Source organism: Acidovorax sp. SRI_002 (assembly GCF_057586455.1).
The window spans coordinates 372,804-398,464 of record NZ_JBYCZW010000004.1; the positions used below are offsets into that span (position 1 = coordinate 372,804).

The 25,661-nt window shown below is 66.5% G+C and carries 17 protein-coding genes; 16 read left to right on the forward strand and 1 reads right to left on the reverse strand.

The window, feature by feature from the left end; all coding sequences use genetic code 11:
• Positions 1 to 113 precede the first annotated feature (113 nt).
• The 14 genes from AC2YJX_RS13005 (at position 114) to AC2YJX_RS13070 (ending at position 20,989) form a co-directional block, all read left to right on the forward strand.
• Complete coding sequence (locus AC2YJX_RS13005) at positions 114 to 6,086, forward strand: alpha-2-macroglobulin family protein (RefSeq protein WP_487256260.1); 5,973 nt, start codon at positions 114 to 116, stop codon at positions 6,084 to 6,086.
• A gap of 52 nt (positions 6,087 to 6,138) precedes the next feature.
• Complete coding sequence (locus tag AC2YJX_RS13010) at positions 6,139 to 6,507, forward strand: hypothetical protein (RefSeq protein WP_055400618.1); 369 nt, start codon at positions 6,139 to 6,141, stop codon at positions 6,505 to 6,507.
• Between the two features lie 49 nt (positions 6,508 to 6,556).
• Positions 6,557 to 8,875: a penicillin-binding protein 1C gene (pbpC, locus tag AC2YJX_RS13015; protein WP_487256362.1), complete on the forward strand. Its 2,319-nt coding sequence runs from the start codon at positions 6,557 to 6,559 to the stop codon at positions 8,873 to 8,875.
• Between the two features lie 84 nt (positions 8,876 to 8,959).
• A complete protein-coding gene (locus AC2YJX_RS13020; RefSeq protein ID WP_487256261.1) occupies positions 8,960 to 11,245 on the forward strand; it encodes a bifunctional diguanylate cyclase/phosphodiesterase in 2,286 nt (761 codons plus the stop codon).
• Between the two features lie 252 nt (positions 11,246 to 11,497).
• Entirely contained in the window at positions 11,498 to 12,661 is a 1,164-nt protein-coding gene (locus tag AC2YJX_RS13025) for an alpha-hydroxy acid oxidase (RefSeq protein ID WP_055400613.1), read from the forward strand.
• A gap of 148 nt (positions 12,662 to 12,809) precedes the next feature.
• Positions 12,810 to 13,385, forward strand: coding sequence for an RNA polymerase sigma factor (locus AC2YJX_RS13030; RefSeq protein WP_121420810.1), 576 nt, complete (start codon positions 12,810 to 12,812; stop codon positions 13,383 to 13,385).
• Between the two features lie 16 nt (positions 13,386 to 13,401).
• Positions 13,402 to 14,193, forward strand: coding sequence for an anti-sigma factor (locus tag AC2YJX_RS13035; RefSeq protein ID WP_121420811.1), 792 nt, complete (start codon positions 13,402 to 13,404; stop codon positions 14,191 to 14,193).
• 155 nt (positions 14,194 to 14,348) lie between these two features.
• Positions 14,349 to 15,902 (forward strand): DUF4331 domain-containing protein, encoded by a 1,554-nt coding sequence (locus tag AC2YJX_RS13040; protein ID WP_487256262.1) that lies wholly within the window; start codon positions 14,349 to 14,351, stop codon positions 15,900 to 15,902.
• A gap of 17 nt (positions 15,903 to 15,919) precedes the next feature.
• Entirely contained in the window at positions 15,920 to 16,171 is a 252-nt protein-coding gene (locus tag AC2YJX_RS13045; RefSeq protein WP_218300515.1) for a hypothetical protein, read from the forward strand.
• Between the two features lie 98 nt (positions 16,172 to 16,269).
• Positions 16,270 to 17,412 (forward strand): hypothetical protein, encoded by a 1,143-nt coding sequence (locus tag AC2YJX_RS13050; protein WP_487256263.1) that lies wholly within the window; start codon positions 16,270 to 16,272, stop codon positions 17,410 to 17,412.
• Entirely contained in the window at positions 17,412 to 18,704 is a 1,293-nt protein-coding gene (locus tag AC2YJX_RS13055; RefSeq protein WP_487256264.1) for a HupE/UreJ family protein, read from the forward strand. Before AC2YJX_RS13050 ends, AC2YJX_RS13055 begins: the two co-directional genes overlap by 1 nt.
• 124 nt (positions 18,705 to 18,828) lie before the next feature.
• The gene (locus AC2YJX_RS13060) at positions 18,829 to 19,761 is read left to right on the forward strand and encodes a DUF3034 family protein (RefSeq protein ID WP_487256265.1); all 933 of its coding nucleotides are present in this window, start codon (positions 18,829 to 18,831) and stop codon (positions 19,759 to 19,761) included.
• Positions 19,762 to 19,773: 12 nt separating this feature from the next.
• Entirely contained in the window at positions 19,774 to 20,232 is a 459-nt protein-coding gene (locus AC2YJX_RS13065; protein WP_487256266.1) for a group I truncated hemoglobin, read from the forward strand.
• An 85-nt stretch (positions 20,233 to 20,317) separates the two neighbouring features.
• On the forward strand, positions 20,318 to 20,989 hold the full coding sequence (locus AC2YJX_RS13070; RefSeq protein WP_487256267.1) for a cupredoxin domain-containing protein: 672 nt from the start codon (positions 20,318 to 20,320) through the stop codon (positions 20,987 to 20,989).
• A gap of 140 nt (positions 20,990 to 21,129) precedes the next feature.
• Here the strand turns inward: AC2YJX_RS13070 and AC2YJX_RS13075 are convergent, their stop codons facing one another.
• Positions 21,130 to 22,596 carry a rhomboid family intramembrane serine protease gene (locus tag AC2YJX_RS13075; RefSeq protein WP_487256268.1) on the reverse strand — a complete coding sequence of 489 codons (1,467 nt, stop codon included), beginning with the start codon at positions 22,594 to 22,596 and terminating at the stop codon, positions 21,130 to 21,132.
• Between the two features lie 226 nt (positions 22,597 to 22,822).
• On the opposite strand from AC2YJX_RS13075, the gene AC2YJX_RS13080 reads away from it, so the two are divergent.
• Together AC2YJX_RS13080 and AC2YJX_RS13085 are read left to right on the forward strand one after the other, a co-directional pair.
• Positions 22,823 to 24,949: a catalase gene (locus tag AC2YJX_RS13080; RefSeq protein ID WP_487256269.1), complete on the forward strand. Its 2,127-nt coding sequence runs from the start codon at positions 22,823 to 22,825 to the stop codon at positions 24,947 to 24,949.
• Positions 24,950 to 24,991: 42 nt separating this feature from the next.
• Positions 24,992 to 25,600 carry a hypothetical protein gene (locus AC2YJX_RS13085; RefSeq protein ID WP_055400597.1) on the forward strand — a complete coding sequence of 203 codons (609 nt, stop codon included), beginning with the start codon at positions 24,992 to 24,994 and terminating at the stop codon, positions 25,598 to 25,600.
• Positions 25,601 to 25,661: the final 61 nt, after the last annotated feature.

Here is a 25,661-nt window from a genome sequence, read left to right on the forward strand (position 1 = left end):
CTTGGCGCGCGGGGGCTGCGAACGAGTTGTTACCTTCCGTGTCATTGCAGCAGGGGGCGGTCCCCGGCATATCGGCTACCCTCGCGGTCGAGTCGGATAGAGGGATGTCAAAAATGAATGTCTTGCAACGTGCCCTGGTGTTGTTGTCGGGGGCTTTGGTTTCGATGGGCGCACACGCCCTGCAGATCACCAGTTTTTCACCGCAGGGCGAAGTGGCCCGGGTGCGGCAAGTGGTGGCCAAGTTCGATGCGGCGGTCGTCAACTTCGGCGACCCCAAGGCGCCCGCGCCCATCAACCTGAGCTGCAGCGATGCCAGCGCCACCAAGGGCACGGGCCGCTGGACAGGCGAGCGCGAGTGGGTTTTCGACTTTGAAAGTGACCTTCCACCCGGCGTGCGCTGCACCGCAACGGTCAAACCCGGGTTCAAATCGGCCTCTGGCGCTGAACTGACGGGCGCCAAAAGCTATCAGTTCAATAGCGGTGGCCCGTTTGTGCAGACCATCCGCCCCAACCCCTACCAGGCCATCGACGAAGAGCAGTTCTTCGTGCTGCAGTTCAACGGGCCCGCCACCACCGCCAGCGTTCAGGCCAATGTGTGGTGCACGGTGGAAGGCGTGGGCGAGCGCGTGCCGGTGCGGCTGATTGAGGGCGCGCAGCGCGCCGAAATATTGAAGACGCTGGGCCTGGAAAAAAGCGCGGCGAAAGAGCCCCTGCAATACGCCACACTGGCCTGCAACCGGCGGTTCACCTCGGGCTCGCGCATGCAGATCGTGTTTGGCAAGGGCGTAGCCACACCCAGCGGCGTGGCCAACACGGTGGAGAAGCGCTTTGACTTCAAGGTGCGCGAGCCGTTTGCGGCCGAGTTCAGCTGCGAGCGCGAGAACGCGCAGGCGGCGTGCCTGCCCATCCGGCCGATGCAGCTGTCCTTCAACGCCCCGGTGCCGCGCAGCCTGGCCACCGCCATTCGCCTCAAGTCCGCCAAGGAAACCCTGAAGCCCCAGACCGATGGCGGCATCGAGGGCCAAAAGGGCGATGCGCTGGTCAACAGCGTGCAGTTTGCTGCGCCCCTGGCCGAAAACACGGCCTTCACACTGGAGTTGCCCAAGGACTTCAAGGACGCCTCGGGCCGCCCGCTGCGCAACGCAGACAACTTCCCGCTCAAGGTGGCCACCGGCGGCATGCCGCCCCTGGCCAAGTTTGCGGCCGCGCCTTTTGGCATCGTCGAGCGTTTTGCCGAAGGCCCGCGCTCTGACAACCCCCCAGCGCTGTTGCCCGTGACACTGCGCAACGTGGAAGCCGCCCTGCGCGTGCAGGGCCTGCAGCCGGGCACCGTGAGCACGCTCAAGCCGCGCACCGACGCCGACATCATTGCGTGGTTCAAGAAGGTGCAGCGCTACGACAGCTACGTGGTGGATCGCAAGCAGGCGCGGCGCGACGTGACCGGCCCGCTGCCCAAGGTGCTCGACGAAGACAAGGAGTATGTGCAGTCACGCATGCTTTCGCTGCTGGCGGGCAAGGGTGGCGTGAAGACGCTGGACTTGCCCAAGCCAGCGAGCAACGACCCGCGCCCGTTCGAGGTGGTGGGTATTCCGCTGCCGCCCGGCTTCCACGTGGTGGAGATCGCCTCGCAAAAGCTCGGCGCTTCGCTGCTGGATGAGCGCCACGGGGACGCCCGCACGATGGTCGTGCGTACCTCGGCCCTGGTGACCAACCTGGGCGTGCATTTCAAGCTCGGCCGCGAAAACGCCCTGGCCTGGGTGACCACGCTGGACAAGGGCCAGCCGGTGCAGGGAGCCACGGTGCGTGTGAGCGACTGCAAGGGCAATGAGCTGGCCAACGCGCTGACCGATGCCCAGGGCGTGGCCCGCATCGAAGGCCTGTCGTCCGACCCCACCCGCTGCGGCGATGGCGGTGACTACGGCGACGGCGGCAACGCCTACTTCGTGAGCGCGCGCCACAAGGACGAGGGCGGCGTGGAGGACATGGCTTTCACCTGGAGTGACTGGCAGCGCGGCATCGAACCCTGGCGCTTCAACGTGCCCACCAGCAGCGACCCGCGCCCCAGCGAACGCGCCCACACCATTTTTGACCGCACCTTGTTCCGCGCGGGCGAGACCGTGTCGATGAAACACGTGCTGCGCTCGGAAACCCGCCAGGGTTTTGCGCTGCCCAAGGAACGGCCCGAAACCCTGGTCATCACCCATGTGGGCAGTGGCCAGCAGTTCACCCAGCCCGTCGCCTGGCGCGACACGGCCACGGGTGGCATCAGTGCGCTGAACAGCTTCGCCATCCCGCCCGCCGCCAAGCTGGGGGTGTACCAGGTGGAGCTGCGCAAGGATTCCGGTGATGAACGCAGCTTCGGCTCCGGCGAGTTCCGGGTGGAGGAGTTCCGCCTGCCCGTGCTGGAGGGGCGCATCACCCCGGTCGAGAAGAAGGCCCTGGTGCGCGTGCGCTCGGTGCCCACCGATGTGCAGATCAACTACGTGGCGGGCGGCGGACCCGCCAACCTGCCGGTGCGCGTGTCGGCCATGGTGCGCGGCAAGGCGCTGCAGTACAGCGACTACGAGGCCTTCCGCTTCACGCCGCCCCGCAAGCGCGAGCAGGAAAGTGCGAACAGCGACGACGAAGAAGCTGCGGCCCGCCAGGATGCACGCGTGATTGCCGACAAGCTGCCGCTCACGCTGAACAAGGACGGTGCGGGCAAGGTCACCATCGACAACGTGCCCCAGGCCCGCCAGCCGCAGGAGCTGCTGCTCGAGGCCACCTACGCCGACCCCAATGGCGAGGTGCAGACCATCCGCAGCACGCAAGCGCTGTGGCCCGCCGGTGTGGTGGCGGGCATCAAGACCGAGGGCTGGGTGTCTGCCCGACAGAAGATCCGCTACCAGGCGCTGGCCTTGCAGCACAACGGCAAACCCGCCGCCGACACCTCGCTGCAGGTGCAGGCCATTGCCCGCATCACCACCAGCACGCGCAAGCGCATGGTGGGCGGCTTCTACAGCTACGACAACCAGACCGAAACCAAAGACCTGGGCACGCTGTGCAGCGGCAAGAGCGATGCACGCGGCCTGCTGCTGTGCGAATCCAAGCTCGACGAACCCGGCGAGGTGGAACTGGTGGTGACGGCCACCGACAAGGACGGCAACACCAGCGTGGCCGCCTCGTCAGTGTGGGTCACGCGCCAGGGCGAGCTGTGGTTTGGCGGTGAAGACCACGACCGCATCGACCTGCTGCCCGAAAAGAAAAGCTACCAGCCCGGCGAGATCGCCAAATTCCAGGTGCGCATGCCGTTCCGTTTTGCCACGGCCCTGGTGGCCGTGGAGCGCGAAGGCATCATCGACACCCAGGTGGTGCAGCTCAACGGGCAAGACCCCACGGTGAGCCTGAAGGTGCAGCCCGACTGGGGCCCCAATGTGTACGTGAGCGTGCTGGCCCTGCGTGGCCGCCTGCGCGAGGTGCCGTGGTACAGCTTCTTCACCTGGGGCTTCAAGGCGCCGCGCGAGTGGTGGACCTCGTTCTGGTACGAAGGCAAGGAGTACCAGGCGCCCACGGCGCTGGTGGACTTGTCCAAACCCGCGTTCCGTCTGGGCATGGCCGAGATTCGCGTGGGCACAGCGGCCCACCAGATCGACGTGAAGGTGACCACGGACAAGGAAAGCTACGCCGTGCGCGGCAAGGCCCAGGTCACCATCACCGCGACCCTGCCGGGCGGCAAGCCCGCTGCCAATGCCGAGGTGGCCCTGGCCGCTGTGGACCAGTCCCTGCTGGAGCTGATGCCCAACACCAGCTGGAACCTGCTCGAAGCCATGCTGCAGCGGCGCAGCTGGGGCGTGGAGACATCGACCGCGCAGATGGAAATCATCGGCCGCCGCCACTACGGCAAAAAGGCCGTGCCTGCAGGCGGTGGCGGGGGGCGCGCGCAGACGCGTGAGCTGCTCGACACGCTGCTGCTGTGGGAGCCCTCCATCCAGCTCGACGCCAACGGCCAGGCCAAGGTGACGGTGCCGCTGAACGACGCACTCACCACCTTCAAGATCGTGGCCGTGGCCGATGCGTCCACCGGCCTCTTCGGCACCGGCAGCACCAGCATCCGCGCCACGCAGGACTTGCAGATCATCAGCGGCCTGCCGCCACTGGTGCGCGAGGACGACCAGTTCCGCGCCCAGATCACGCTGCGCAACACCACCAAGACGGCGATGAAGGTGGAGGTATCGCCGCGCGCCACGCTGCTGGACTTGAAGCCGCAGACCATCGACATCCCGCCCGAAGAAGCGCGTGAAGTCGCCTGGAACGTGACGGCCCCTGCGCAGCTGGCGCAGACCCGCGCCGAGTCCATCCTGTGGGAGATCGAGGCGAAGGACACGGTGGGCGGCGCGCGCGATGCGCTCAAGGCCCGCCAGCGCATCATCCCGGCCGTGCCACTCACGGTGCAGCAGGCCACGCTGGTGCAGGTGGATGGCAGCTTCAACCTGGATGTGAACCCGCCTGCGGATGCCATCCCTGGCCGGGGTGGCCTCAAGATGTCGCTGCAGCCCAAATTGGCCGAAGGCCTGCCGGGCGTGCGCGACTGGTGGGCCCGCTACCCCTTTGCCTGCCTCGAGCAAAAGACCAGCAAGGCCGTGGGCCTGCGCGACGGCGCGCTGTGGCAGACCGTGGTGGCGCAGCTGCCCACCTACCTCGACAGCGACGGCCTGGCCAACTACTTCCCGCCGCGCGACGGCGATGGCAACCGGGGCAGCGACACGCTGACGGCCTATGTGCTGGCCGCCACGCACGAGGCCGCCAGCATCAACCCCGCGTTTGCGTTGCCCGATGCCGCCCGCGCGCCCATGGAGCGTGGCCTGATCGCGTTTGTGGAAGGCCGCATCCAGCGCAGCTTCTGGAGCCCCCGCAAGGACCTGGACATGCGCAAGGTGGCCGCGCTCGAAGCGCTGTCGCGCTACGGCAAGGCCCAGGGCCGCATGGTCAGCAGCATCACCATCGCGCCCAACCAGTGGCCCACGCACACGGTGATCGACTGGGTCAACGTCTTGAAGCGCGTGGCCGATGTGCCCCAGCGCGACCAGCGCCTGGCCGAGGCCATGCAGATCCTGCGCGCGCGCCTGTCGTTCCAGGGCACCAAGCTCATCTTCAGCACCGAGCAGGACGACTACTGGTGGTGGCTGATGCAAAACGGCGACGTGAACACCGCGCGCCTGATGCTCGCCGTGATGGATGACCCCACCTGGAAGGACGACATGGGCCGCCTCGCCAACGGCTTCATCAGCCGCCAGCAGGCGGGCTCCTGGCACACCACCACCGCCAATCTGTGGGGCGGGCTGGCGCTGGAAAAATTCAGCGCCAAGTTCGAGGCCGTGCCAGTCTCGGGCACCACCAAAGCCGCGATGTCTGGCAACACCGCCAGCGTGGACTGGAGCAAGGTCGAACGCTTGAAGGCCAGTGACGCCACGGGCGCCGCGCACCAGACGACCTGGTTCGGCGCGCCCGCATCGCCCGGCAACCTCAAGAACAACGACATGTTCCTGGCCTGGGGCAAGGCCGGTGGCAAGGAGAACCTGGCGGTGACCCACCAAGGGCCCGGCAAGCCGTGGCTCACCCTGCAATCCGTCGCTGCCATCCAGCTCAAGGCGCCCTTTGCTGCGGGATATGCCATCACCAAGACCGTGACACCCGTGGAGCAGGCCAACAAGTCGCTGCCCGCAGGCCAGTACACGCGCGGCGACGTGCTGCGTGTGACGCTGGAGGTGAACGCCAGCGCCGACATGACCTGGGTGGCCATCACCGACCCGATTCCGGGCGGTGCCACCATCCTGGGCAGCGGCCTGGGCCGGGATTCGGCCATTGCCACGCAGGGCGAAAAGGCCCGCAGCGGCGCGGGCTGGCCCGCGTTCGAGGAGCGCAGCTTCGAGGCCTTCCGCAGCTACTACGAATACCTGCCCAAGGGCACGGTCAAGATGGAATACACCGTGCGCCTGAACAACGTGGGCGACTTTGCCTTGCCGCCCAGCCGGGTGGAGGCCATGTACGCCCCCGAGATGTTTGGCGAGGTGCCCAACGCGCGGGTAAAGGTGGAGGCGGCTCGGTAAACCGCAGCGCCATGCAGCCTTCCGTTTTGAGCCTGCCCTTCAGAACAACGCCATGAGCCTCAGTGTTTTTGTGGAACTGCGGTTCTGGGTGCTGGTGGCGTTTTCGCTGGTACTGCCTGCGGGCATTTACGGGTTGCTGCTGGCGACCCGGTCCATCTCCCGCGTGGCCGTACTCGGCTTTGGTGTGGCGCTGGTGCTGATAGCTGGGGTGGACGTGTACCTGCTGCAGTCGCTCGCGTCCCTGGCCAAAACCACGCCGTCGCTGGCCGACGACGCGGTGTTCATCTCCGAGCTGTCCATCGCGCTCTATGTATTGCCCGTGGTGTTTGGTGGCATTGGCGTCAATCTGATTTCGCACGTGCTGCTGCGCCACCTGAGCGAGGCCGAAACCCGGTTTGACCGGGAGCATCCCAATGGCTGAGCGCCGGGGGGGCGGCGTTCGCCGCTGGTACGCTGGCTGGACTCTCTGGATGGTCAGCGCATCGGCCGCCTGGGCTATTCCGGCGTTTGACGAGGTGCGAGCCGACTTCAAGCCCTCCGACACCCTCATCCTCTCCCGCGAAGGCGAGGTACTGCAGCGCCTGCGCACCGATGCCACCGTGCGGCGCGGCCAGTGGGTGCCTTTGGCGGAGGTGTCGCCCGCCCTGCGCACGGCCCTGGTGCTCAGCGAGGACAAGCGTTTTTTTGAGCACAGCGGCGTGGACTGGCGCGCCGCATCGGCCGCCGCCTGGGGCAACCTGTGGAACCAGCGCACGCGCGGGGCCAGCACCATCACCATGCAGCTGGCGGGTTTGCTGGACGGTGACTGGCGCCAGGGCCCTGGCGGGCGCACCGTGGTGCAAAAGCTGGGGCAGACGGTGGCCGCACAGGTGCTGGACCGGCGCTGGCGCAAAGACCAGATCCTGGAGGCCTACCTCAACCTCGTGCCGTTTCGCAGCGAGCTGGTGGGCATTGATGCCCTGAGCCGCACGCTGTTTGGCAAGGCCGCGCACGGGCTGGACGACCGCGAGGCGGCGGTGGCTGCTGCGTTGGTGCGCGCGCCCAATGCCCGGCCCGCGCTGGTGGCGCAACGGGCGTGCGGGGTGCTGCGCGATATGCAGGCCACCAGCGGCGCGCGCCCCGCGCAGCGCGCCACCCCAGCCCCGGCCCGTGTGGATTGCGATGCGCTGGACCTCTTCACCACCGCCGCCCTGCAGCGCCGCGCATTTGATGCGAGCGAAGGCGTGGCGCCGCACTTCGCCCGCTACCTGCTTCGCCAGCGCTCTGGCAAAGACGGCGCCGTGCCCGAGCGTGTGCCCAGCACCCTGCGCGCGCCGCTGCAGCGTTTTGCCGTGCAGAGCCTGCAGCAGCACCTGCGCGAGCTGCGCGGGCGCAATGTGGAAGACGGCGCCGTGCTGGTGCTCGACAACGCCACGGGCGCGGTGCTGGCCTGGGTGGGGTCTTCAGGGCAACTGAGCCAGGCCAGCGAGGTCGATGGTGTGCTGGCGCTGCGCCAGCCGGGCTCCACGCTCAAGCCGTTTTTGTACGCGCAGGCGATTGCCGAGCGGCGGCTCACGGCGGCCTCGCTGGTAGAGGATTCGCCCGCGCAGATCACCACTGCCAGTGGCCTGTACATCCCGCAGAACTACGACCGGCAGTTCAAGGGCTGGGTGTCGGTGCGCACGGCGCTGGCCGCGTCGCTCAATGTGCCGGCGGTGCGCACGCTGGTGATGGTCACGCCCGACGCATTCCACCGCCAGCTCGGCGCCGTGGGCTTGCCGCTGCGCGAAAGCGGCGATTATTTTGGCTACAGCCTGGCGCTGGGCAGCCCGGAGGTGCCGTTGCTGCACCTGACCAACGCCTATCGCACGCTCGCCAATGGCGGGCGGGCCAGTCCTGTTGCGGGCACCCTGGCCAACGGCGGACGGTCGAGTGCTGTAGCACTCTCGGATGTTGCCAAGCCGCGCTTTGCCCCTGCGCTGGACGCCCGTGCCGCCTTCATCGTGGGCGACATCCTCTCGGACGGCAACGCACGCGCCCGCACCTTTGGCACCGACAGCGTGCTGGCCACCCGCTTCTGGACGGCCGTGAAAACCGGCACCAGCAAGGACATGCGCGACAACTGGGCCGTGGGCTGGTCCGAGCGCTACACCGTGGGCGTATGGGTGGGCAACGCCAGCGGCGCGGCCATGCACGACGTGAGTGGTACCAGCGGCGCGGCCCCCATCTGGTCGGCGGTGATGGGGTTTTTGCATGCCCGCGAGCCCAGCCGCGCCCCCAAGGCCCCCCTAGGCCTGGCCCGCACAGCGGTGCGATTTGGGCCCGTGGCGCCGCAGCCTGGCAGCCCGGACCCACGCGGCGGCGGCCAGCCGCTGGAGGCCGCGCGGGAAGAATGGTTTGTGCAGGGCACCCAGCAGGCGTTTTTTGCTATTGATTCGGTAGCTATTAGCGCTTATCCATCGAGCGCTAGTGGCCAAAATGATGTTAAAAAATCTGCGCCCGATGCGGCCGTATCTCCTGCGGGTCTGCCCCCGCGCATCACCGCCCCCGCCCCGGGCACCATCATTGCGCTGGACCCCGACATCCCCCCGGCGCGCCAGCGCCTGCAGTTCACCGCCACGGGCAATGCGGTGCATTGGCGGCTGGACGGCAAAACCCTGGGCCGAGGCCCTCGGGTGGCCTGGTTGCCCTGGCCCGGGCGCCATGTGGTGCAGCTCACCGACGCGCAGGGCAAGGTGCTGGACGAGGTCCGTTTGGAGGTGCGCGGCGCAGGTGTGGTGGCCAAGCCTCTCCGGGCAGGTGCGCATTGACGCTGACAAGTCCGAGGAATACGGTGTGACTTGGGGCCAAGTCCCTGTTAAGGCGGCTGTCTAAAATAGTTACAAACTATCCCTATGCCCTCCCTTCGCCAGTTTTTCTCTCACCGCCTCATATGGCTGGCTTTGCTGGTGGCTCTGGGCATTGGTGCCTTGTTTGCCCGCACCATCTGGACCATTCGCAACGACGAATGGAGCTACGCGGTGCAGACCAACTCCAACCTGGCCCGCACCATGGAGCAGGGCCTGGCCTGGTCGCTGGACTCGTTCAACAAATCCCTGGAGGGCGTGGCCCGCGAGGTGGCACGGCCCGAGGTATGGGCGCTGCCACCCGACCTGCGTGCGCGGGTGGTGTTTGACAACTCGCTGCGCGCGCGCGGCGCGGGCGATGTGCTGGTGCTGGACGCTCAGGGCAACGTCATTCTGGACTCGGGTTCCCTGACCCCTCGCCGCACCAACTTGGGCGACCGCGACTACTTTCTGGCATTCAGTGAGCGGGGCGAGCGGGAGCTGTTCTTCGGCAAGCCCGTGCCTTCACGGGTGACGGGTCTGAACATCCTGCCCATTTCTCGTCCGTACTTCCATGCAGACGGCAGCTTTGCCGGGGTGGTGGTCGGCGCTATCCGCCTGAGTTATTTCAACGAACTGTTTGGTTCGCTGGACCTGGGCTCCAACAGCGGGGTCAACATGTTTCGGCGGGACGGGGTGGTGATCTCCCGCTTTCCGTATGGTGATGCTGATGTCGGCAAAACCATCGCTGGTGCGCCTAACCTGCTGCGTTTTCAGGCCGAGGGCACAGGCTCTTTTGTCGGTAAGGCCGCGCTCGACGGCGTGGAGCGTCTGTACTCCTTCCGGCCTGTGGGCAACTACCCGCTTATTCTGAACGTGGCCCAGTCCACCGACACCATCTTGGCCAAGTGGAGGAGCAGTGCCTGGGTCCTGGGTGGTTTTGCTGCGCTGTTGATGGCTGGCTGCCTTGGGTTGGCGCTGCTGTTCGTGCGTGAGCTGGTGCTGCGCCAGCAGGTTTCGGCGCGTTTGGCCGAGGCTGAGCATGACCTGCGCACCATCCTCGACAACGTGCCTTCGATGATTGCCTACTGGGATGCCAGTATGCACAACCGCTTTGCCAACCGGGCGGCACTCGAGGAGTTCGGCACCTACCCGGTGCCTGTGCGCGGCCGGCATATCAGCGAGCTGCTCAGCGAATCCCGCTACGCGGCCAGCAAGCCCTACTACGACCTGGCGTTGGCGGGTGCACCGCAGCGCTTTGAACGTACGGACCAGAACCCGAAAGGCCAGCCGCGGCACAGTATCGTCTCCTACCTGCCCGACGCAGACGCGCGCGGCGTGGTCACCGGGCTCTTCGTGCAAGTGACGGATATTACCGAGCGCAAGCACATGGAGAACGAGCTGTTCGACGAGAAAGAGCGCGTGCGCCTGATGCTGCAAGCCATTGGCGACGCAGTGGTCTGCTCGGACGCGAAGGGCATGGTGACCTACCTCAACCCCGTGGCAGAACGCCTGACGGGCTGGCAGGCGTTTGATGCGGCAGGCCACACCGTGGACGAGGTGGTGAGCCTGCGCAGCCCTGACAACGATGAGCCTTTGACCAACACGCTGCGTGCGGCCATCCAGTGCGGCATGGCGACTCCCCCCGTGCGGGGTGTGCTGTTGCACCGCACCAATGGCCAGCGCTTCCAGGTGGAGGAAACCGCCAGCCCCATCACCGACCGCCATGGCACGGTGACCGGCGCCGTGGCCGTACTGCGCGACGTGACCGAATCGGTGGTCATGGCCGAGCGCATGGCCCACCTGGCCCAGTACGACGCACTGACCGACCTGCCCAACCGCGTGCTGCTGCAAGACCGCGCCCAGCTGGCCATCTCGCAGGCCCGCCGCGACGGCAAGTGCCTGGCCGTGATGTACCTGGATCTGGACGGCTTCAAGGACGTGAACGATACCCTGGGCCACGATGTGGGCGACCTGCTGCTGGTGCAGTTTGCGCAGCGCCTGAAGGCTGCCGTGCGCGCGTCCGACACCGTGTGCCGCCAGGGCGGGGATGAGTTTGTGGTGCTGCTGCCCGGGCTGGACGGCGCCGAGGCCGCCTGCCAAGTGGCGCGCAAGATCCTTGCGTCGTGCGACGCGCCCTTCGCGCTGGCGGGGCGTTTTCTGCAGGTGGGGCTGAGCGGCGGCATCGCACTCTTCCCTCAGCACGGCGATACGTTCGATGCGCTCTCGCGCCATGCCGACAGCGCCATGTACGCCGCCAAACGCGGCGGGCGCATGCGCTTCATGCTCTACCGGGGCCCGGACGCCGAGCCCGAGGTGGTGCTGGCCGCTGTGGAGGCTGGGCAGGATCCATAAGCCGCCAGAGCTCTGGTGTGGGATCTTGCTATAATTTTTATAGCTATTAGCGCTTTCCAAATAAGCGCTAGCAGCCAATTTCTTTGAAGTTCTTGCCCCTCCAAGGCCCCCGCTCTCCCACCGCCTTGGAAATTTGTTGCAGCCCGCACAAATAATTTTGATGGCCCACCCGCAGGCAAGTGCCTACCATTCGGCGCAGTCCTGTCTGCCCCCTGTGCAGCCCCCTGTGCAACCCCTTTCTGGAGCGTCCGCGTGCCCGATCTGTCCAAAATCACCTGCATTGAAGACCTGCGTGTCATTGCCCAGCGCCGCGTGCCGCGCATGTTTTATGACTACGCCGATTCGGGTTCGTACACCGAGGGCACCTACCGTGCCAACGAAAGCGACTTTCAGCGCATCAAGCTGCGCCAGCGCGTGGCCGTGAACATGGAGGGCCGCAGCACCCGCACCACCATGGTCGGCCAGGACGTGGCCATGCCCGTGGCCATTGCGCCCACGGGTCTCACCGGCATGCAGCATGCCGACGGCGAGATCCTGGGTGCCAAGGCGGCCAAGGCCTTCGGCATCCCGTTCACGCTCTCGACCATGAGCATCTGCTCCATCGAAGACGTGGCCCAGCACACGGGCAACCACCCGTTCTGGTTCCAGGTGTACGTGATGCGTGACCGCGACTTCATCGAGCGCCTGATCGACCGCGCCAAAGCCGCCAACTGCTCAGCGCTGCAGCTCACGCTGGACCTGCAGATCCTGGGCCAGCGCCACAAGGACATCAAGAACGGCCTCTCGGCCCCGCCCCGCCCCACCGTCGCCAACCTCATCAACCTGGCCACCAAGCCCCGCTGGTGCCTCGGCATGCTGGGCACCCCGCGCCGCTCATTTGGCAACATCGTGGGCCATGCCAAGGGCGTGGGCGATTTGTCGTCGCTGTCGTCGTGGACGGCCGAACAGTTCGATCCGCAGCTCAACTGGGGCGATGTGGAGTGGATCAAGAAGCGCTGGGGCGGCAAGCTGATCTTGAAGGGCATCATGGACGCCGAAGACGCGCGCCTGGCCGTCAACAGCGGCGCCGATGCGCTCATCGTCAGCAACCATGGCGGCCGCCAGCTCGATGGCGCCCCATCCTCCATCGCCGCGCTGCCCGGCATTGCCGCTGCGGCGGGCAAGGACATCGAGGTGTGGATGGACGGCGGCATCCGCAGCGGGCAGGACGTGCTCAAGGCCCGCGCGCTGGGCGCGCAGGGCACGCTGATCGGCCGCAGCTTCCTGTATGGCCTGGGGGCCTTTGGTGAGGCAGGCGTGACCCGCGCGCTGCAGATCATCCAGAAAGAGCTGGACATCACCATGGCGTTCTGCGGCCACACCAACATCAACACGGTGGACCGCTCCATTCTGTTGCCAGGCACCTATCCGACCTGAGTCTTGCCGACTCGCCCTTGCAAAGGCCGCGCTGCGGCCTTTGTTGTTTCTGGCTTCCGGGTGAATCCATCCTCCCTTTTGTGGCGTATTCAGCTACAGCAAAGCCCCGCAAGTCCTTGAAACCCGATCCATCCCAGAGAATGGGCGCATGAGCACCCCCCAACCAGACCGTGAACTGATGGAACTCCTTGACCGCATCGCCGCGCAGGAAGACTCTGCGCTCAAAAGGCTGTACGAGCGTACCTCGTCGCCGCTTTTTGGCCTGGCCTTGCGCATTGTGCGCAACCGCGATGTGGCCGAGGACGTGCTGCAGGAGGCCTTCCTGAGCATCTGGCGCGGCGCCGGCAACTACCGCGCATCACTCAGCCCGCCCATGGCGTGGATGGGGCTCATCGTGCGCAGCCGGGCGCTGGATGCGCTGCGCAAGCGCAGCAGCGACCGGGCCGACCTCATGAACGAGCTGGACGACGAACTGGCCCAGACGCTGGAGGGCGATTCGCCCAACCCCATGGACACGGCCGATGCCAGCGAGCAGTCGTTTGCGCTGCACCACTGCCTGGGCAAGCTCGACCACAAACAACGCGAGGTGGTCAGCCTGGCCTATCTGCGTGACCAGAGTCACGGCGAACTGGCCGAGCAGCTCAAGTTGCCGCTGGGCACCGTGAAGACCTGGATCCGCCGGGGGCTGGAGCAACTGCGCACCTGCATGGCGCGTTACGCCTGAGCACGGAAGGTCCACGATGAACATCACCCAACACCCCGACCTGCTCGACCGCCTGGCCGCCAGCTATGCCCTGGGCACGCTGCGCGGCGGCGCCCGCCGCCGCTTTGAAACACTGGCACGCGAACATGCCACCGTGCGCGCCGCCGCCCTGGTGTGGCAGACCCGCTGGTCGGGCCTGACCGAGCTGCAACCTGCCATCGACCCCGCCCCCGCCGTGTGGACCCGCATCGACAACCTCGTACAGGCCGACAAGGCTGCGGCGGCCATGCAGGCTGCGCGTGTGCCCCCGGCTGCTGCGGCCCCCGGTGGCTGGTGGCGCAACCTGCTGGTGTGGCGCGGTGCTGCCGCTGCGGGGGCCATCGCCACGCTGGCGGCCGTGGTGGTCGGCGTGCAGGTCAATGGTGGCCTGCGTGCCACCACCGGCGCGCAGATTGCCACGCTGCAGCAGCAACTGCAGGCCACACCCCAGATCCAGTACGTGGCCGTGCTGGCCGACGACAAGGCGGACGCGTCGATGCTGGTCACCTTCGACCCCAAGAACAACCAGCTGGTGCTGCAGCGCGTGGGCGGCTTTCAGGAGGGGGCGGACAAGTCGCTGCAACTGTGGGCGCTGCCACCCGGCCAAGGCCCACGCTCGCTCGGTGTGCTGGGGCATGACAAGCTGCTCAAGCTGGTGGCCCAGGAAGGTGATGTGAAGGAAGTGCCCACACTGGCCATCAGCCTGGAGCCGCTGGGCGGCGTACCCAGCGCCACAGGCCCGACCGGGCCGGTGCTGTTCAAGGGTGCACTGATCCGCAAGGCCACCTGAACGGCACGCAGCGGGCTGCCGCGTGGGATTGCCGTATGGGGCGGCGGGACGCCTTCCACAAAGAAACGTCGCAGCCGCTGAATCCAGAGGGTTCTCTTCGCCGTATAGGTGGTGGGGTGCTTGGCACCTCTCTATCCACCTACGAGGAGATCTCCATGCCATTGAGAAGAATCAGTCTGGCCGTGCTGGCTGCCCTGGCAGCCAGCGCAGCGGGCGTCAGCCTGGCGTCCAGCCACCGCGAAGCACCGTTCATCACGACCCAGCCCAAGGTTGACGGCGCCGATTTCTACCTGTTCAACAGCTACGAACCGGGCCGCGCGGGCTTTGTCACCATGATCGCCAACTACCTGCCGCTGCAGGATGCCTATGGCGGCCCCAACTACTTCAGCCTGGACCCAAATGCGCTGTATGAGATCCACATCGACAACAACGGCGACGCGGCGGAGGACATCACCTTCCAGTTCCGCTTCAAAAACACGCTGAACAACGGTGGCAACGGCATCACCCTCGACATCGGCCCTGACGGTGCCCGCAAGAAGGTAGCGATCCCGCTGCGCAACGCCGGGGGCATCAGCGGCGCGGCGGCCGACCCGCTGGCCTACCGCGAAGAGTACGAGATGTTCATCGTGCGCGGTGACCGCCGCACCGGCAAGCGCGAGCAGATCAGCATGGCTGGCGGGGGCACCACCTTCACCAAGCCCATCGATTACATCGGAGAAAAATCCCTGGGCAGTGCCGCTGCCTACGACGCCTATGCCAGCAAATATGTGTATGGCATCAACATCCCCGGCTGCTCCACGCCCGGCAAGGTGTTTGTGGGCCAGCGGCAGGACCCGTTCCCTGTGTCGCTGGGTACCATCTTTGACCTGGTGAATGCGCCCGCTGCGGTCATCACCAGCGAGTCGAATGCAGCGGCTTTTGGTGCCGGCCAGATTGCCGACAAGAACGTGACCTCGCTGTCCGTGGAAGTGCCCACCAGTTGCCTCACGGCTGCATCGGGCGAGAAGGTCATTGGCGGCTGGACCACTGCCAGCCTGCGCCAGGCCCGCCTGCTCAACGGCAAGCCGGACTCGGGCCTGCAGGCCAGCGAGAAGGCCGGTGGCGCATGGACGCAGGTCTCGCGCCTGGGCATGCCGCTGGTCAACGAGGTGGTGATCGGCCTGAAAGACAAGGACAAGTTCAACGCGTCCAAGCCCAAGGACGATGCCGCCAACTTTGCGGACTATGTGACACACCCCACGCTGCCCGCGCTGGTCGAGACGCTGTTTGGCGCCAAGGCCCCCACCAACTTCCCGCGCACTGATTTGATGACGGCGTTCCTCACGGGCCTGCCCACGGTGAACCGCCCCGGAAACATCACCGGCCTGGGCGCAGGCGGGCCCCTGGCCGAAATGCTGCGCCTGAACACCGGCATTGCGGCCACGCCAGTGGCTGCACAAAGCTCCCTGGGCGTGGTCGCCGGCGATGCGGCAGGCTTCCCCAACGGGCGCCGCCTGGGCGACGATGTGGTGGACGTGTCCCTGCGTGTGGCCATGGGTGCGCTGTGCACGGTGACCGGTGCCTCGGACGCACTCAAGGTGGGCTGCAAGCCCGGTGACGCCCCGGCAGGAGGCGTTGCATTTGTCGATGGCTCACGCACGAAAGCCACCGACTACCGCACAGCATTCCCCTACGTGAACCCACCACTGCCCGGTGCCAAGAACTTCTGATCCGAAGGAGACACACCATGCAAAAAAACCTTCGGATTCAGCACCTGGCGCTCACCTCGGTGGCGGCATTGGCCATCACCGGTTGCGGCGGGGGCGGAGGCGGTGACAACACGGCAGACCCTGGCAATGGGGGCCCCGTGATGGTGAACGCGTTCGCATACGTGCAGCCGATTGTGGCCAGCGGCGCATCGGACACCACCGAGCCTCAGGCGGTGGACCAGTTGGTGCTGTCCAGCACCGAGACCGAAGAGCCCGATTCGCGGCTCTGACCTTCCGCGATGCCCCTGGCTGCGCCCTGAATGGGCGTAGCCAGGGGTATCCGTGGGTGAGTCTGCCTCCTCCCATACCCGTTTGTTGTCACGAGCTCATGAAGAAACCTTCCCACCTTGTGTGCGCGGCCCTGCACCTGATGTTCTGGGCTGGCACTGCCGCAGCGGCCTTGCCGCAGGACTTGCCCCCCGGCCTGGATGCCGATGTGGTCGAGCGCCTGCCCGAGCGTGTGAGTGCAGCTCCCGCCACCCCCCAGGCCGCCGCCGCCATCGCCCGGCGCTGGATCAGCTTGTCACGCGAGACGGCGGACCCGCGTTACCTGGGCCGGGCTCAAGCGGCCCTGGCACCCTGGTGGGGCCAGGCCGATGCCCCCGCCGATCTGCTGGTGTTGCAGGCCACCGTGGAACAAGGGCGCCATGAATTTGCAGCAGCGCGCGCCACGCTGGAGCGTGCCTTGCAGGCCAACCCCGCGCAGGTGCAGGGCTGGCTCACGCTGGCCACGCTGGAGCGTGTGGCCGCGCGCTATGAGGCCGCCGAAGCCGCCTGTCGCAACGTGGCGCGCTATGGCGCCACGCTGTATGCCACCGCCTGCCTGCTTGAAACCCGTTCACTTCAAGGTCAGCACGATGCTGCGCGCAGCGGTCTCACCGCCCTGTGGCAGCAGGCTGCGGGGGATGCCACCCAGCGGGCCTGGATTGGGTCGCTGCTGGCCGAAAGCGAAGAGCGCGCAGGGCGCGATGATTCCGCCGACGCTGCCTACCGCCGCAGCCTGGCCGATGCCCCCGACGGCTACACCGCTCTGGCCTATGCCGACCAGCTGTTGCGCCGCAACCGTGCGAGCGTCGCGCTGGAGGTACTCAGGCACCAGCCCGACAGCGATGCCGTGCTGCTGCGGCGCGCACAGGCCCTGCGGCTGATGGGGGACGCCGCGTGGCAACCCCTGGCGCGCGACCTGGAAGCGCGGTTTGCCTCCATCGTGGCGCGCGGCGAGGGGCTGGATGCCCATGCCCGTGAGCGCGCCCTGTTGGCGTTGTGGTTGCAAGGGCAACCCGCCGCCGCGTGGAAGGCGGCCCGCACGAACCTTGCCCTGCAAAAAGAGCCACTCGACTGGTGGCTTGCACTGCAGACCTCTGAACAATCGGGCGACGCTGCCGCCCACCAGGCGGTGCGGCAGGCCCTCCTGCAAACCGGGCTGCAGGACGTGCGCCTGGCGCGCTGGCAACCCCGGGGAGGCCAATGATGCGCTGCGAACACTGGACAACGGCCCCCCTGAGGGCCATGGTGGCGGTCGTGTTGCTTGCCGCGGCGCTGGTGCCCAGCGCACGGGCCCACAAGGCCAGCGACGCCTATCTGCGGGTGGCGGATGCCCCGGCACCCCTGGGCACTGCAGGGGCGGGCGCATCGGTAGGCCTGGTGCTGTCGGTGGCCTTGAAGGATGCGGATGCCGCGCTGGAGCAGCTCGATGCCGATGGCGACCGCCAGCTCACTTGGGGGGAGGTGCGGCAGTCCATGCCCGCCATCGTCCAGTGGGTGGGCCAGCGCATGTTGTGGCAGTGCGACGGCACGGCGACGGCCCCTGCCTGGCGCTTTGAAGCGCTGGAGCAGCGCACCGATGGCCGTTACGCGCGACTGGCTGCCACGCTACCCTGTGCGCCAGCCCAGGCGGTCACCCTGCGCTACGGGCTGATGCAGGGCATCGACCCCACGCACCGCCTGCTGGTGGGCGGTGTGCTCGGCGGCCAGCCGCTGGCGGCCGTGCTGGCCCCCGATGGGCGCGCCAGCACCGACCTGCGGTCCGCAGGCAGCGGTGTCGCACCCCAGGGGGAGCCAGGTGCGCAAGGGGCTGGAGGTGCAGACGCCCAGGAGCTCGCATCCCCACGCAGTGGTGTGGCAACACTGCTGCAATTTGTGGCCGAAGGGGTGCACCACATTCTGCAAGGCTATGACCACCTGGCCTTTTTGCTGGCGCTGTTGTTGCCCATTTCGCTGGTGCGACAGCCTCTGCCTCGCAGCCCGCAACCGATGACAAAGCAGGTGCCTGCGTCCCGGACGACTGACGCTCTGGATCGCCGTACCGGGCTGAAGGCGCTTTTGCTCACCGTCACGCTCTTTACCTTGGGCCACTCGGTCACGCTGGCACTGGCGGGCCTGGGCTGGGTGACGGTGTCGGGCAATTGGGTGGAACCTGCCATTGCGATCAGCATTGGTATCTCGGCGCTGCTGAATCTGTTCCCCGTCCGTCGCCTGCGGGGCCACTGGCTGGCGCTGGGCTTTGGCCTGATCCACGGCCTCGGCTTCTCGGGGGTGTTGGTGGAGGCAGGGATTTCAGGCAGCTCGCTGGTGTGGGCGTTGGCGGGGTTCAACCTGGGGGTCGAGGCGGGGCAGCTCCTGGTGGTGGCCCTGTGGTGTGCTGCATCCTTGGTGCTGGCGCGTTGGGTGCTTTACCGCACGGTGGTGGTGCGGGGGGGCTCGGCGGCGCTGCTGGTGTTGTCGCTGTACTGGACGGTGCAGCGGATCGCTTTTTCGGGCTGAGCCACCGCGCCAGCGGCGGCGTGGTTCAAAGACCCTCGGCAGCGCTCTGGAATGTGCATCCGCTGGAGGCGCCCTGACGTACCTCCATCGGTGTAGCATTTATTTACAACCCAGGAGCGACCCCATGAAGAATCCACGCTGGCTTGCGGTGTCCGCCACGCTTGCCTTGGCCGCCACCGTGGCCCATGCCGACACCGGCAAACTGCTGCTCACAGGGGGCGTCAGCACCATCGCCGGGTCGGCCGGTGGCGGGCTCACCCCCTGGGCGGTGATCGGCAGCAACGCCACCGAAGGCGAGGTGGGCTTTTCCGGATACGCCACGCGCGCCGCCACGCAGGACTACGGCCTCAATGGCTACGGTGTTGCGGTGGGTTTGCATGACCGGGTGGAGCTGTCGCTGGCGCGGCAGGACTTTGACGCATCACCCGCCATCGCGCTCAATGGCATTGCGCCGTTTGGCGTGACCCCCGGGCAGCACATCCAGATGGATATCGTGGGCATCAAGGTCAAGGTGGCAGGCGATGCTGTGCTGAACGCCGACAGCTGGATGCCGCAGATCGCCGTGGGGCTGGAGCACAAGCGCGTGCGCCCTGGCTCCATCGGGTCGGTGCTCGACTTTCTGGGCACCCAAACCAGCGGCACCGACGTGTATGTGAGCGCCACCAAGCTGCTGCTGGCGCAGAGCCTGCTGGTCAACGGCACGCTGCGCTCCACCAACGCCAACCAGAACGGCCTGCTGGGCTTTGGCGCTGCCGCACCCGGCAAGAACCGCCGCAGCCTGCAGCCCGAGTTCTCGGTGGCGTACCTCATCAACAAGAACCTGGCGGTGGGCGCCGAAGTCCGCTTCAAACCCAACAATCTGCAGGCGCTGGGCGCCGCCGCCGGCCTGGGCGCCGCGTTGCGCGAGGACGACTGGAAAGACATCTTCATCGCCTGGGCGCCCAGCAAGAACCTGTCACTGACGCTGGCCTATGTAGACCTGGGCCGCATCGTGCCGGGCATCACCAACCACCGCCGCCAGACGGGCTACTACCTGTCGGCCCAGGTCGCTTTCTGAAGAGATTTTTCCATGACCCACCCCAAAACCCTCATTGCCCTTGCACTCGCCCTGGGCGGCCTGCTGGCCCAGCCAGCTTTGGCCCAGACCGGCGCCTCCAAGGCCACGGCCCCGGCAGGCCTCTACCAGGCACTGGGTGAAAAGCCCGGCATCACGCGCCTGATGGACGATTTTGTGAACCGTCTGGTGGTGGACCCACGCATCGGCGGCCACTTCAAGGACACCAAACCCGCCGCGCTCAAGGAAAGCCTGACCGACCAGATCTGCCAGCTCAGCGGTGGCCCTTGCAAATATGAAGGCGCTGACATGAAATCAGCCCATGCCGACATGGACATCACCAAGGGCCACTTCAACGCCCTGGTGGAGGTGCTGCAAAGCGCCATGGATGCCCAGGGCATACCGTTCGCACAGCAAAACCGCCTGCTGGCCTTGCTGGCGCCCATGCACCGCGATGTGATCACCATCCGCTGAGAATGTACCTATGAAAAATACTATGATTTTTGTAGCTGCTAGCGCTTTGTGGGCAAGCGCTAGCGCTGGAAATGTTCAAATCCAGGTGCTGGACCGCGACGGCAAGCCCGTGCCCGAAGCCGTGGTGGTGGTGTACCCCGGTGGCACGGGCGGCACATCGCCCAGCCTGCTGCAGGCCAACCCCACCATCGAGCAGGAAAAGATGCGCTTTGTGCCCGCCGTCACGGTGGTCGAGCCCGGTGCCACGGTGCGCTTTACCAACCAGGACCGCTGGGACCACCACGTGCGCGGTGCGGCGGCGGGCCTGGCGGCCGCGGCGGGCACAGCCAACAGCGGTTTTGAACTGCGCCTGGCGGGCAAGGCCGACGGCAAGCCTGCAAACTCCTTTGAGGTCAAGCTCGATACGCCGGGGGTGGTGCTGTTGTCATGCCACCTGCACGGCTCCATGCGCGGCCATGTGTTTGTGACGGATTCGGGCTGGACGCTGAAGACCGATGCCGATGGCATTGCCCGCTTTGCGGGCGTGCCGGATGGTGCCGCGCAGGTGCGGGTGTGGCATGCCGAGCAGTTGATTGATTTGCCGCGCAAAGCGCTGAACGTGGTGCCGGGACCGGTGCTGGACACCGTGCAATTGAGCGTGGTGCCGCGCGTGCGGCGGGCGCCACCGGCTGCGCCTCCCACTGCGCCTGGAGGGCCGATGGGGGGATACAGCCAGGGGCCTGCCGGGCATCTGGAACAGGTGGCGCATCGGCATTGATGGGGGGTTGCCCAGGCTTCGACCAACTCAGCCCGAGCGACGGCGATGAGAAAGACGATTCACACATAAACTATCAATTTGATAGCTGATAGCGCTTACCCAACAAGCGCTAGCGCCAAATTTCCTCCCAACCCCCACCCTCACCACAGCCCCCGCAACGCCGCACTCCCCGGCGCCAGCCGCTGCAACTGCGGCCCCAAGGCTGCCGCCTGCTCCTGCCGCCCCGCGTGGCACAAGGCCGACACCAGCATGCCCAGCGTCTCGCCCAGCTCGGGGTGCGTGGGGGCAGTCATGTGCAAGGCGTTGAACAGCTTTTCGGCATCGCCCCATTGCTGCGCACGCGCAAAGCGGCGTGAGAGGCGGGCCATGTCGTCCGGCTGCAAACGGGCACCGGGCTTGGCCTTTTCAAAATACGTGCGGTAGCTGGCGTGCTGAAACTGCAGCGTCTGCTCGTCGTGGGCGTGCAGGCGAAAGATGCGGCGCGCGGCACGGTGGAAGTCTTCGCCGTCGGGCCACAGCGATGCCGTTTTGAACCAGGCGCTGAGCACCGCCTGGTCTTGCGGGCGCAGCTTGGCTGCAGCGCGCCACTGGGCCAGGGCCTGTTCGAACTTCATGCCCTGCGCCAGGCGCTGGGCGTTGGCCACGTGGGCGTCAAAGCCGTCGTCGGGCGCGGCGTCCTGCGTCACCGGCACTTCCATCGGTTTCTTGCGCAGCAGCATGGCCAGCGCCATCAGCGATGCGCCGGTCACCAGCCCGCCCAGGTGGGCCATGTAGGCCACGCCCTTTCCGCTCAGCCAGTGCTGCAGCAACTCGTTGGCAATCCACGCGGGCAACAGCAGCAACGCCGGTGCGGTCACGTAGTTGAAGTAGAAAAACAGCTGGTAGAAAAACCGCACGCGCCGCAGCCGGTACAGCACCGCGTACATGCCCATCAGGGCCGACACGGCGCCCGAAGCGCCCAGGCCGTAGCTGCCCATGCCCGCATAGGCCCAGCCCGCCAGCAGCGAGCCGCCCAGGCCACCCAGCAGGTAAAACGCCAGGTACCAGCCCCGGCCCAGTGCCAGCTCCACCGAAAAGCCGAACAGAAACAAAAACACCATGTTGCCGATGAGGTGCCCGGTGCTGCCGTGCAAGAAGGTGGCCGTGAGCCAGGTGACGGGGCGCAACTCCGCGTCTTTTTCAAAGTTCTGCGCCCACTTGCGGGTGAAGGGGGCTGGCATCCGGGCTTCGTACTGGGTGCGCGCGGCCTTCCAGTCGGTGTACTGCGGGTCTTCGGGTGGCACAAAGCGCGGGCTTCTCAGCCGCTGCTGAAAGCCGTCTTCCTGCTCCATCCAGCGCAACAGCATGCGATGGTCGCCCGCCTTTTGCAGGGCGCGGGCCTCTTTGAGGTGCTTGTCGCCGGTCTCTTCCAGCCAGGCCACAAAACGCGGGACTTCGATGGCGGGCAAGGGGCTGGCCATGTAGAAGGCGGCCGCCCGGTCCTGCGCCTTTTCTTCGGAGCGCTGCGGGCCCCAGAACACGAGCATGTTCACCAGGATCAGCAGCACCGTCATCCAGGGCGGGTTGCGCCAGGTGGGCCGGTTTTCGAGGGGGATGGCGTAGAACATGGATCAGTCTGGCAAGGGCAAAGGAGAGGGTCGCGCCACAAGGCAATGGGCCCTGCAGGATGGGCGCAAGCGTAGCAAACACCGAGAGGCTTTAGCGCACAGGCAACGGGCCATTGCCTGACGACGACGACGCCCGGATGGGGCGGCGTCCTACTCCTCGAAAAGCACGGGGGTCCAACGATGTTGGTTGGTCTTGTTTCATTACCCAGAACCCCCAGGAGCGCCCATGGCCCAAACCCCCACTTCGCGCGGCGCGGCAAAAAAATCGCCGTCTGCCCTGCCCTCTTCCACCCAGTCAGACACCTTTCGCGGCAACGCAGGCGAGTTGCAGCAGCAAGCCGGGGGCAAGCACCCGGTGCTGACCACGCAGCAGGGCATCCCGGTGGCAGACAACCAGAATTCCCTGCGCCCGTCGCCACGCGGCCCCACGCTGCTCGAAGACTTCATCCTGCGCGAGAAGATCACGCACTTTGACCACGAGCGCATCCCCGAGCGCATCGTGCATGCGCGCGGCTCCGCAGCCCACGGTTTCTTTGAACTCACGCATTCGCTCAAGCAATACACCACTGCCAAGGTGCTGACGGAAGTGGGCGTGCAGACGCCCGTGTTCACGCGCTTTTCGACCGTGGCAGGCGGCGCGGGATCGGTGGACACACCGCGTGACGTGCGCGGCTTTGCCGTCAAGTTCTACACGCCCGAAGGCAACTGGGACCTGGTAGGCAACAACATCCCCGTGTTCTTCATCCAGGATGCGATGAAGTTCCCGGACCTGGTGCACGCGGTGAAGATGGAACCCGACCGCGCGTTCCCCCAGGCGGCCAGTGCGCACGACACCTTCTGGGACTTTGTCTCGCTGATGCCCGAAACCATGCACATGATCATGTGGGCCATGAGCGACCGCACCATCCCGCGCAGCCTGCGCATGATGGAGGGGTTTGGCGTGCACAGCTTCCGGCTCGTCAATGCTGCGGGCGACAGCACGTTCGTTAAGTTCCACTGGCGCCCCAAGCTGGGCATCCAGTCCACGGTGTGGGACGAAGCCGTCAAGCTGCAATCGGCCGACAACGACTTCCACCGGCGCGACCTGTTCGAAGCCATCGAGGCGGGCGACTTCCCGGAATGGGAGCTGTCGGTGCAGCTCTTCACCGAAGAAGACGCCGAGCGCTTCCCGTTCGACCACCTGGACCCCACCAAGCTCATCCCCGAAGAACTGGTGCCCCTGCAGCCTGTTGGCCGCATGGTGCTCAACCGCTGGCCCGACAACTTCTTTGCAGAAACCGAGCAGGTGGCGTTTTGCCCCGCCAACGTGCCGCCTGGCATCGACTTCAGCAACGACCCGCTGCTGCAGGGCCGCCTGTTCTCGTACGTGGACACGCAGCTGTCCCGCCTGGGCGGGCCCAACTTCACGCAGATCCCCATCAATGCGCCCAAGTGCCCGTTCCACAACATGCAGCGCGACGGTCACATGCAGATGCAGGTGCCCAAGGGCCGCGTTGCCTACGAACCCAGCAGCCTGCAGGGTGACACGCCACGCGCCTCACTGGCACAAGGCTTCCGCCACTTCGCTCAGGCCGACGACGGCGATGGCCGAGGAAAAGGCCGCATCCGCCCCGAGAGCTTTGCCGACCACTACAGCCAGGCGCGCATGTTCTTTCGCAGCCAGAGCCCGCTGGAGCAGGCCCACATGGCGTCGGCCTTGGTATTCGAGCTGTCCAAGGTAGCCACCGTGCATGTGCGTGAAGCCGTGGTGGGCCACCTGCAGCATGTAGACACCGACCTCGCCCAGCGTGTAGCCGACGGCCTGGGCATGCAGGCGCTGCCACCCGCCCCGACTGCCGCCGAGCCAGTGCAGGACCTGCCTCCGTCACCCGCGCTGCGCATCATCGACCGCATGAAGCCCACGCTGCAAGGGCGCTGCATCGGCATCCTGGTGGCCGATGGCTCCAACGGCAACACGGTGGCCAACCTGCGCAAGGCGCTGGAGAAGGTGGGCGCCACCGTCAAGATCGTGTCGCCCAAGGTGGGCGGAGCCGTGCTGAAAGACGGCACGCTGTTGCCCGCCGACGGACAGCTGCAAGGCACGCCATCGGTTGTGTTTGACGCTGTGGCCTCCATCCTGTCGCCCGACATGGGCGCACTGCTGGCCAAAGAGGCCGCCGCCGTGGACTGGTTCCGCGACGCGTTCGGCCACCTCAAGGCGATTGCCGCCTGCAAGGGCACCCAGGCGATCCTGCAAGCCGGTGGCATCGAGCCCGACGCAGGCGTGGTGGACCCCGCCGACGCGCAGGGCTTCATCGCCGCCGCACAGACCCGCCAGTGGGAGCGCGAACCCAAGGTCCGCACCCTCGCATGACGCATCCATCCCGTTCCCAACCCCACCACCCAAGGAGAAATCATGCCCAAAGCCCACTATGACAGCCACCAGCTTGATGATCTTGTGCTCCAGATGATGGAAACCGAACTCGGCGGCGAGCAGGTGTACCGCACCGCGCTCACCTGTGCCGTGAACCCCGATCTCAAGAAGGAATGGGAAAGCTATCTGGAAGAAACCTTGACCCACCAGGATGTGGTGCGCAGCCTGTGCGACACCCTGGGGCTGGACCCCGATGCGCAGTCGCCCAGTCGGGCGGTGGTCAAACACATCGGCGAATCCCTGGTCAAGGCCATGCTGCTGGCCAAACAGGGGGGCAACCCCGCCGCCGCCCAGTTGGTGGCCTGTGAATGCGTAGTGCACGCCGAGACGAAAGACCACGCCAATTGGGAGCTGCTGGGCAAGGTGGCCGAGGTGGCCACGGGCGACGTGGGCCAGACGTTGAAATCGGCCCACAAGGCGGTGGAGAAAGACGAGGACCACCACCTGTACCACACCAAGGGCTGGTGCCGCGAGCTGGCCCTGGAGGCGCTGGGCCTGCCTGCCGTGCTGCCCCCGCCCGAAGAGGTCAAGAACGTGGAAACCGCCATTGGCGCATCGCGCGCAGAGCAACAGCGCGAAACCATGCTCTGACCGCAGCAATGCCGCAAGGCGGTGGCACACTGCCCGGCATTCGCTATTAAAAATATAGCTG

Excerpts from the sequence above, each read along its gene's own strand:
- AC2YJX_RS13030 (WP_121420810.1), top strand. The coding sequence starts at position 12,810 with ATGAGCACCCCCCAACCAGACCGTGAACTGATGGAACTCCTTGACCGC.
- AC2YJX_RS13085 (WP_055400597.1), top strand. The coding sequence starts at position 24,992 with ATGCCCAAAGCCCACTATGACAGCCACCAGCTTGATGATCTTGTGCTC.
- AC2YJX_RS13010 (WP_055400618.1), top strand. The coding sequence starts at position 6,139 with ATGAGCCTCAGTGTTTTTGTGGAACTGCGGTTCTGGGTGCTGGTGGCG.
- AC2YJX_RS13060 (WP_487256265.1), top strand. The coding sequence starts at position 18,829 with ATGAAGAATCCACGCTGGCTTGCGGTGTCCGCCACGCTTGCCTTGGCC.
- AC2YJX_RS13035 (WP_121420811.1), top strand. The coding sequence starts at position 13,402 with ATGAACATCACCCAACACCCCGACCTGCTCGACCGCCTGGCCGCCAGC.
- AC2YJX_RS13050 (WP_487256263.1), top strand. The coding sequence starts at position 16,270 with ATGAAGAAACCTTCCCACCTTGTGTGCGCGGCCCTGCACCTGATGTTC.
- AC2YJX_RS13045 (WP_218300515.1), top strand. The coding sequence starts at position 15,920 with ATGCAAAAAAACCTTCGGATTCAGCACCTGGCGCTCACCTCGGTGGCG.
- pbpC (WP_487256362.1), top strand. The coding sequence starts at position 6,557 with ATGGTCAGCGCATCGGCCGCCTGGGCTATTCCGGCGTTTGACGAGGTG.
- AC2YJX_RS13075 (WP_487256268.1), bottom strand. The coding sequence starts at position 22,596 with ATGTTCTACGCCATCCCCCTCGAAAACCGGCCCACCTGGCGCAACCCG.
- AC2YJX_RS13080 (WP_487256269.1), top strand. The coding sequence starts at position 22,823 with ATGGCCCAAACCCCCACTTCGCGCGGCGCGGCAAAAAAATCGCCGTCT.
- AC2YJX_RS13040 (WP_487256262.1), top strand. The coding sequence starts at position 14,349 with ATGCCATTGAGAAGAATCAGTCTGGCCGTGCTGGCTGCCCTGGCAGCC.
- AC2YJX_RS13065 (WP_487256266.1), top strand. The coding sequence starts at position 19,774 with ATGACCCACCCCAAAACCCTCATTGCCCTTGCACTCGCCCTGGGCGGC.
- AC2YJX_RS13055 (WP_487256264.1), top strand. The coding sequence starts at position 17,412 with ATGCGCTGCGAACACTGGACAACGGCCCCCCTGAGGGCCATGGTGGCG.
- AC2YJX_RS13005 (WP_487256260.1), top strand. The coding sequence starts at position 114 with ATGAATGTCTTGCAACGTGCCCTGGTGTTGTTGTCGGGGGCTTTGGTT.
- AC2YJX_RS13020 (WP_487256261.1), top strand. The coding sequence starts at position 8,960 with ATGCCCTCCCTTCGCCAGTTTTTCTCTCACCGCCTCATATGGCTGGCT.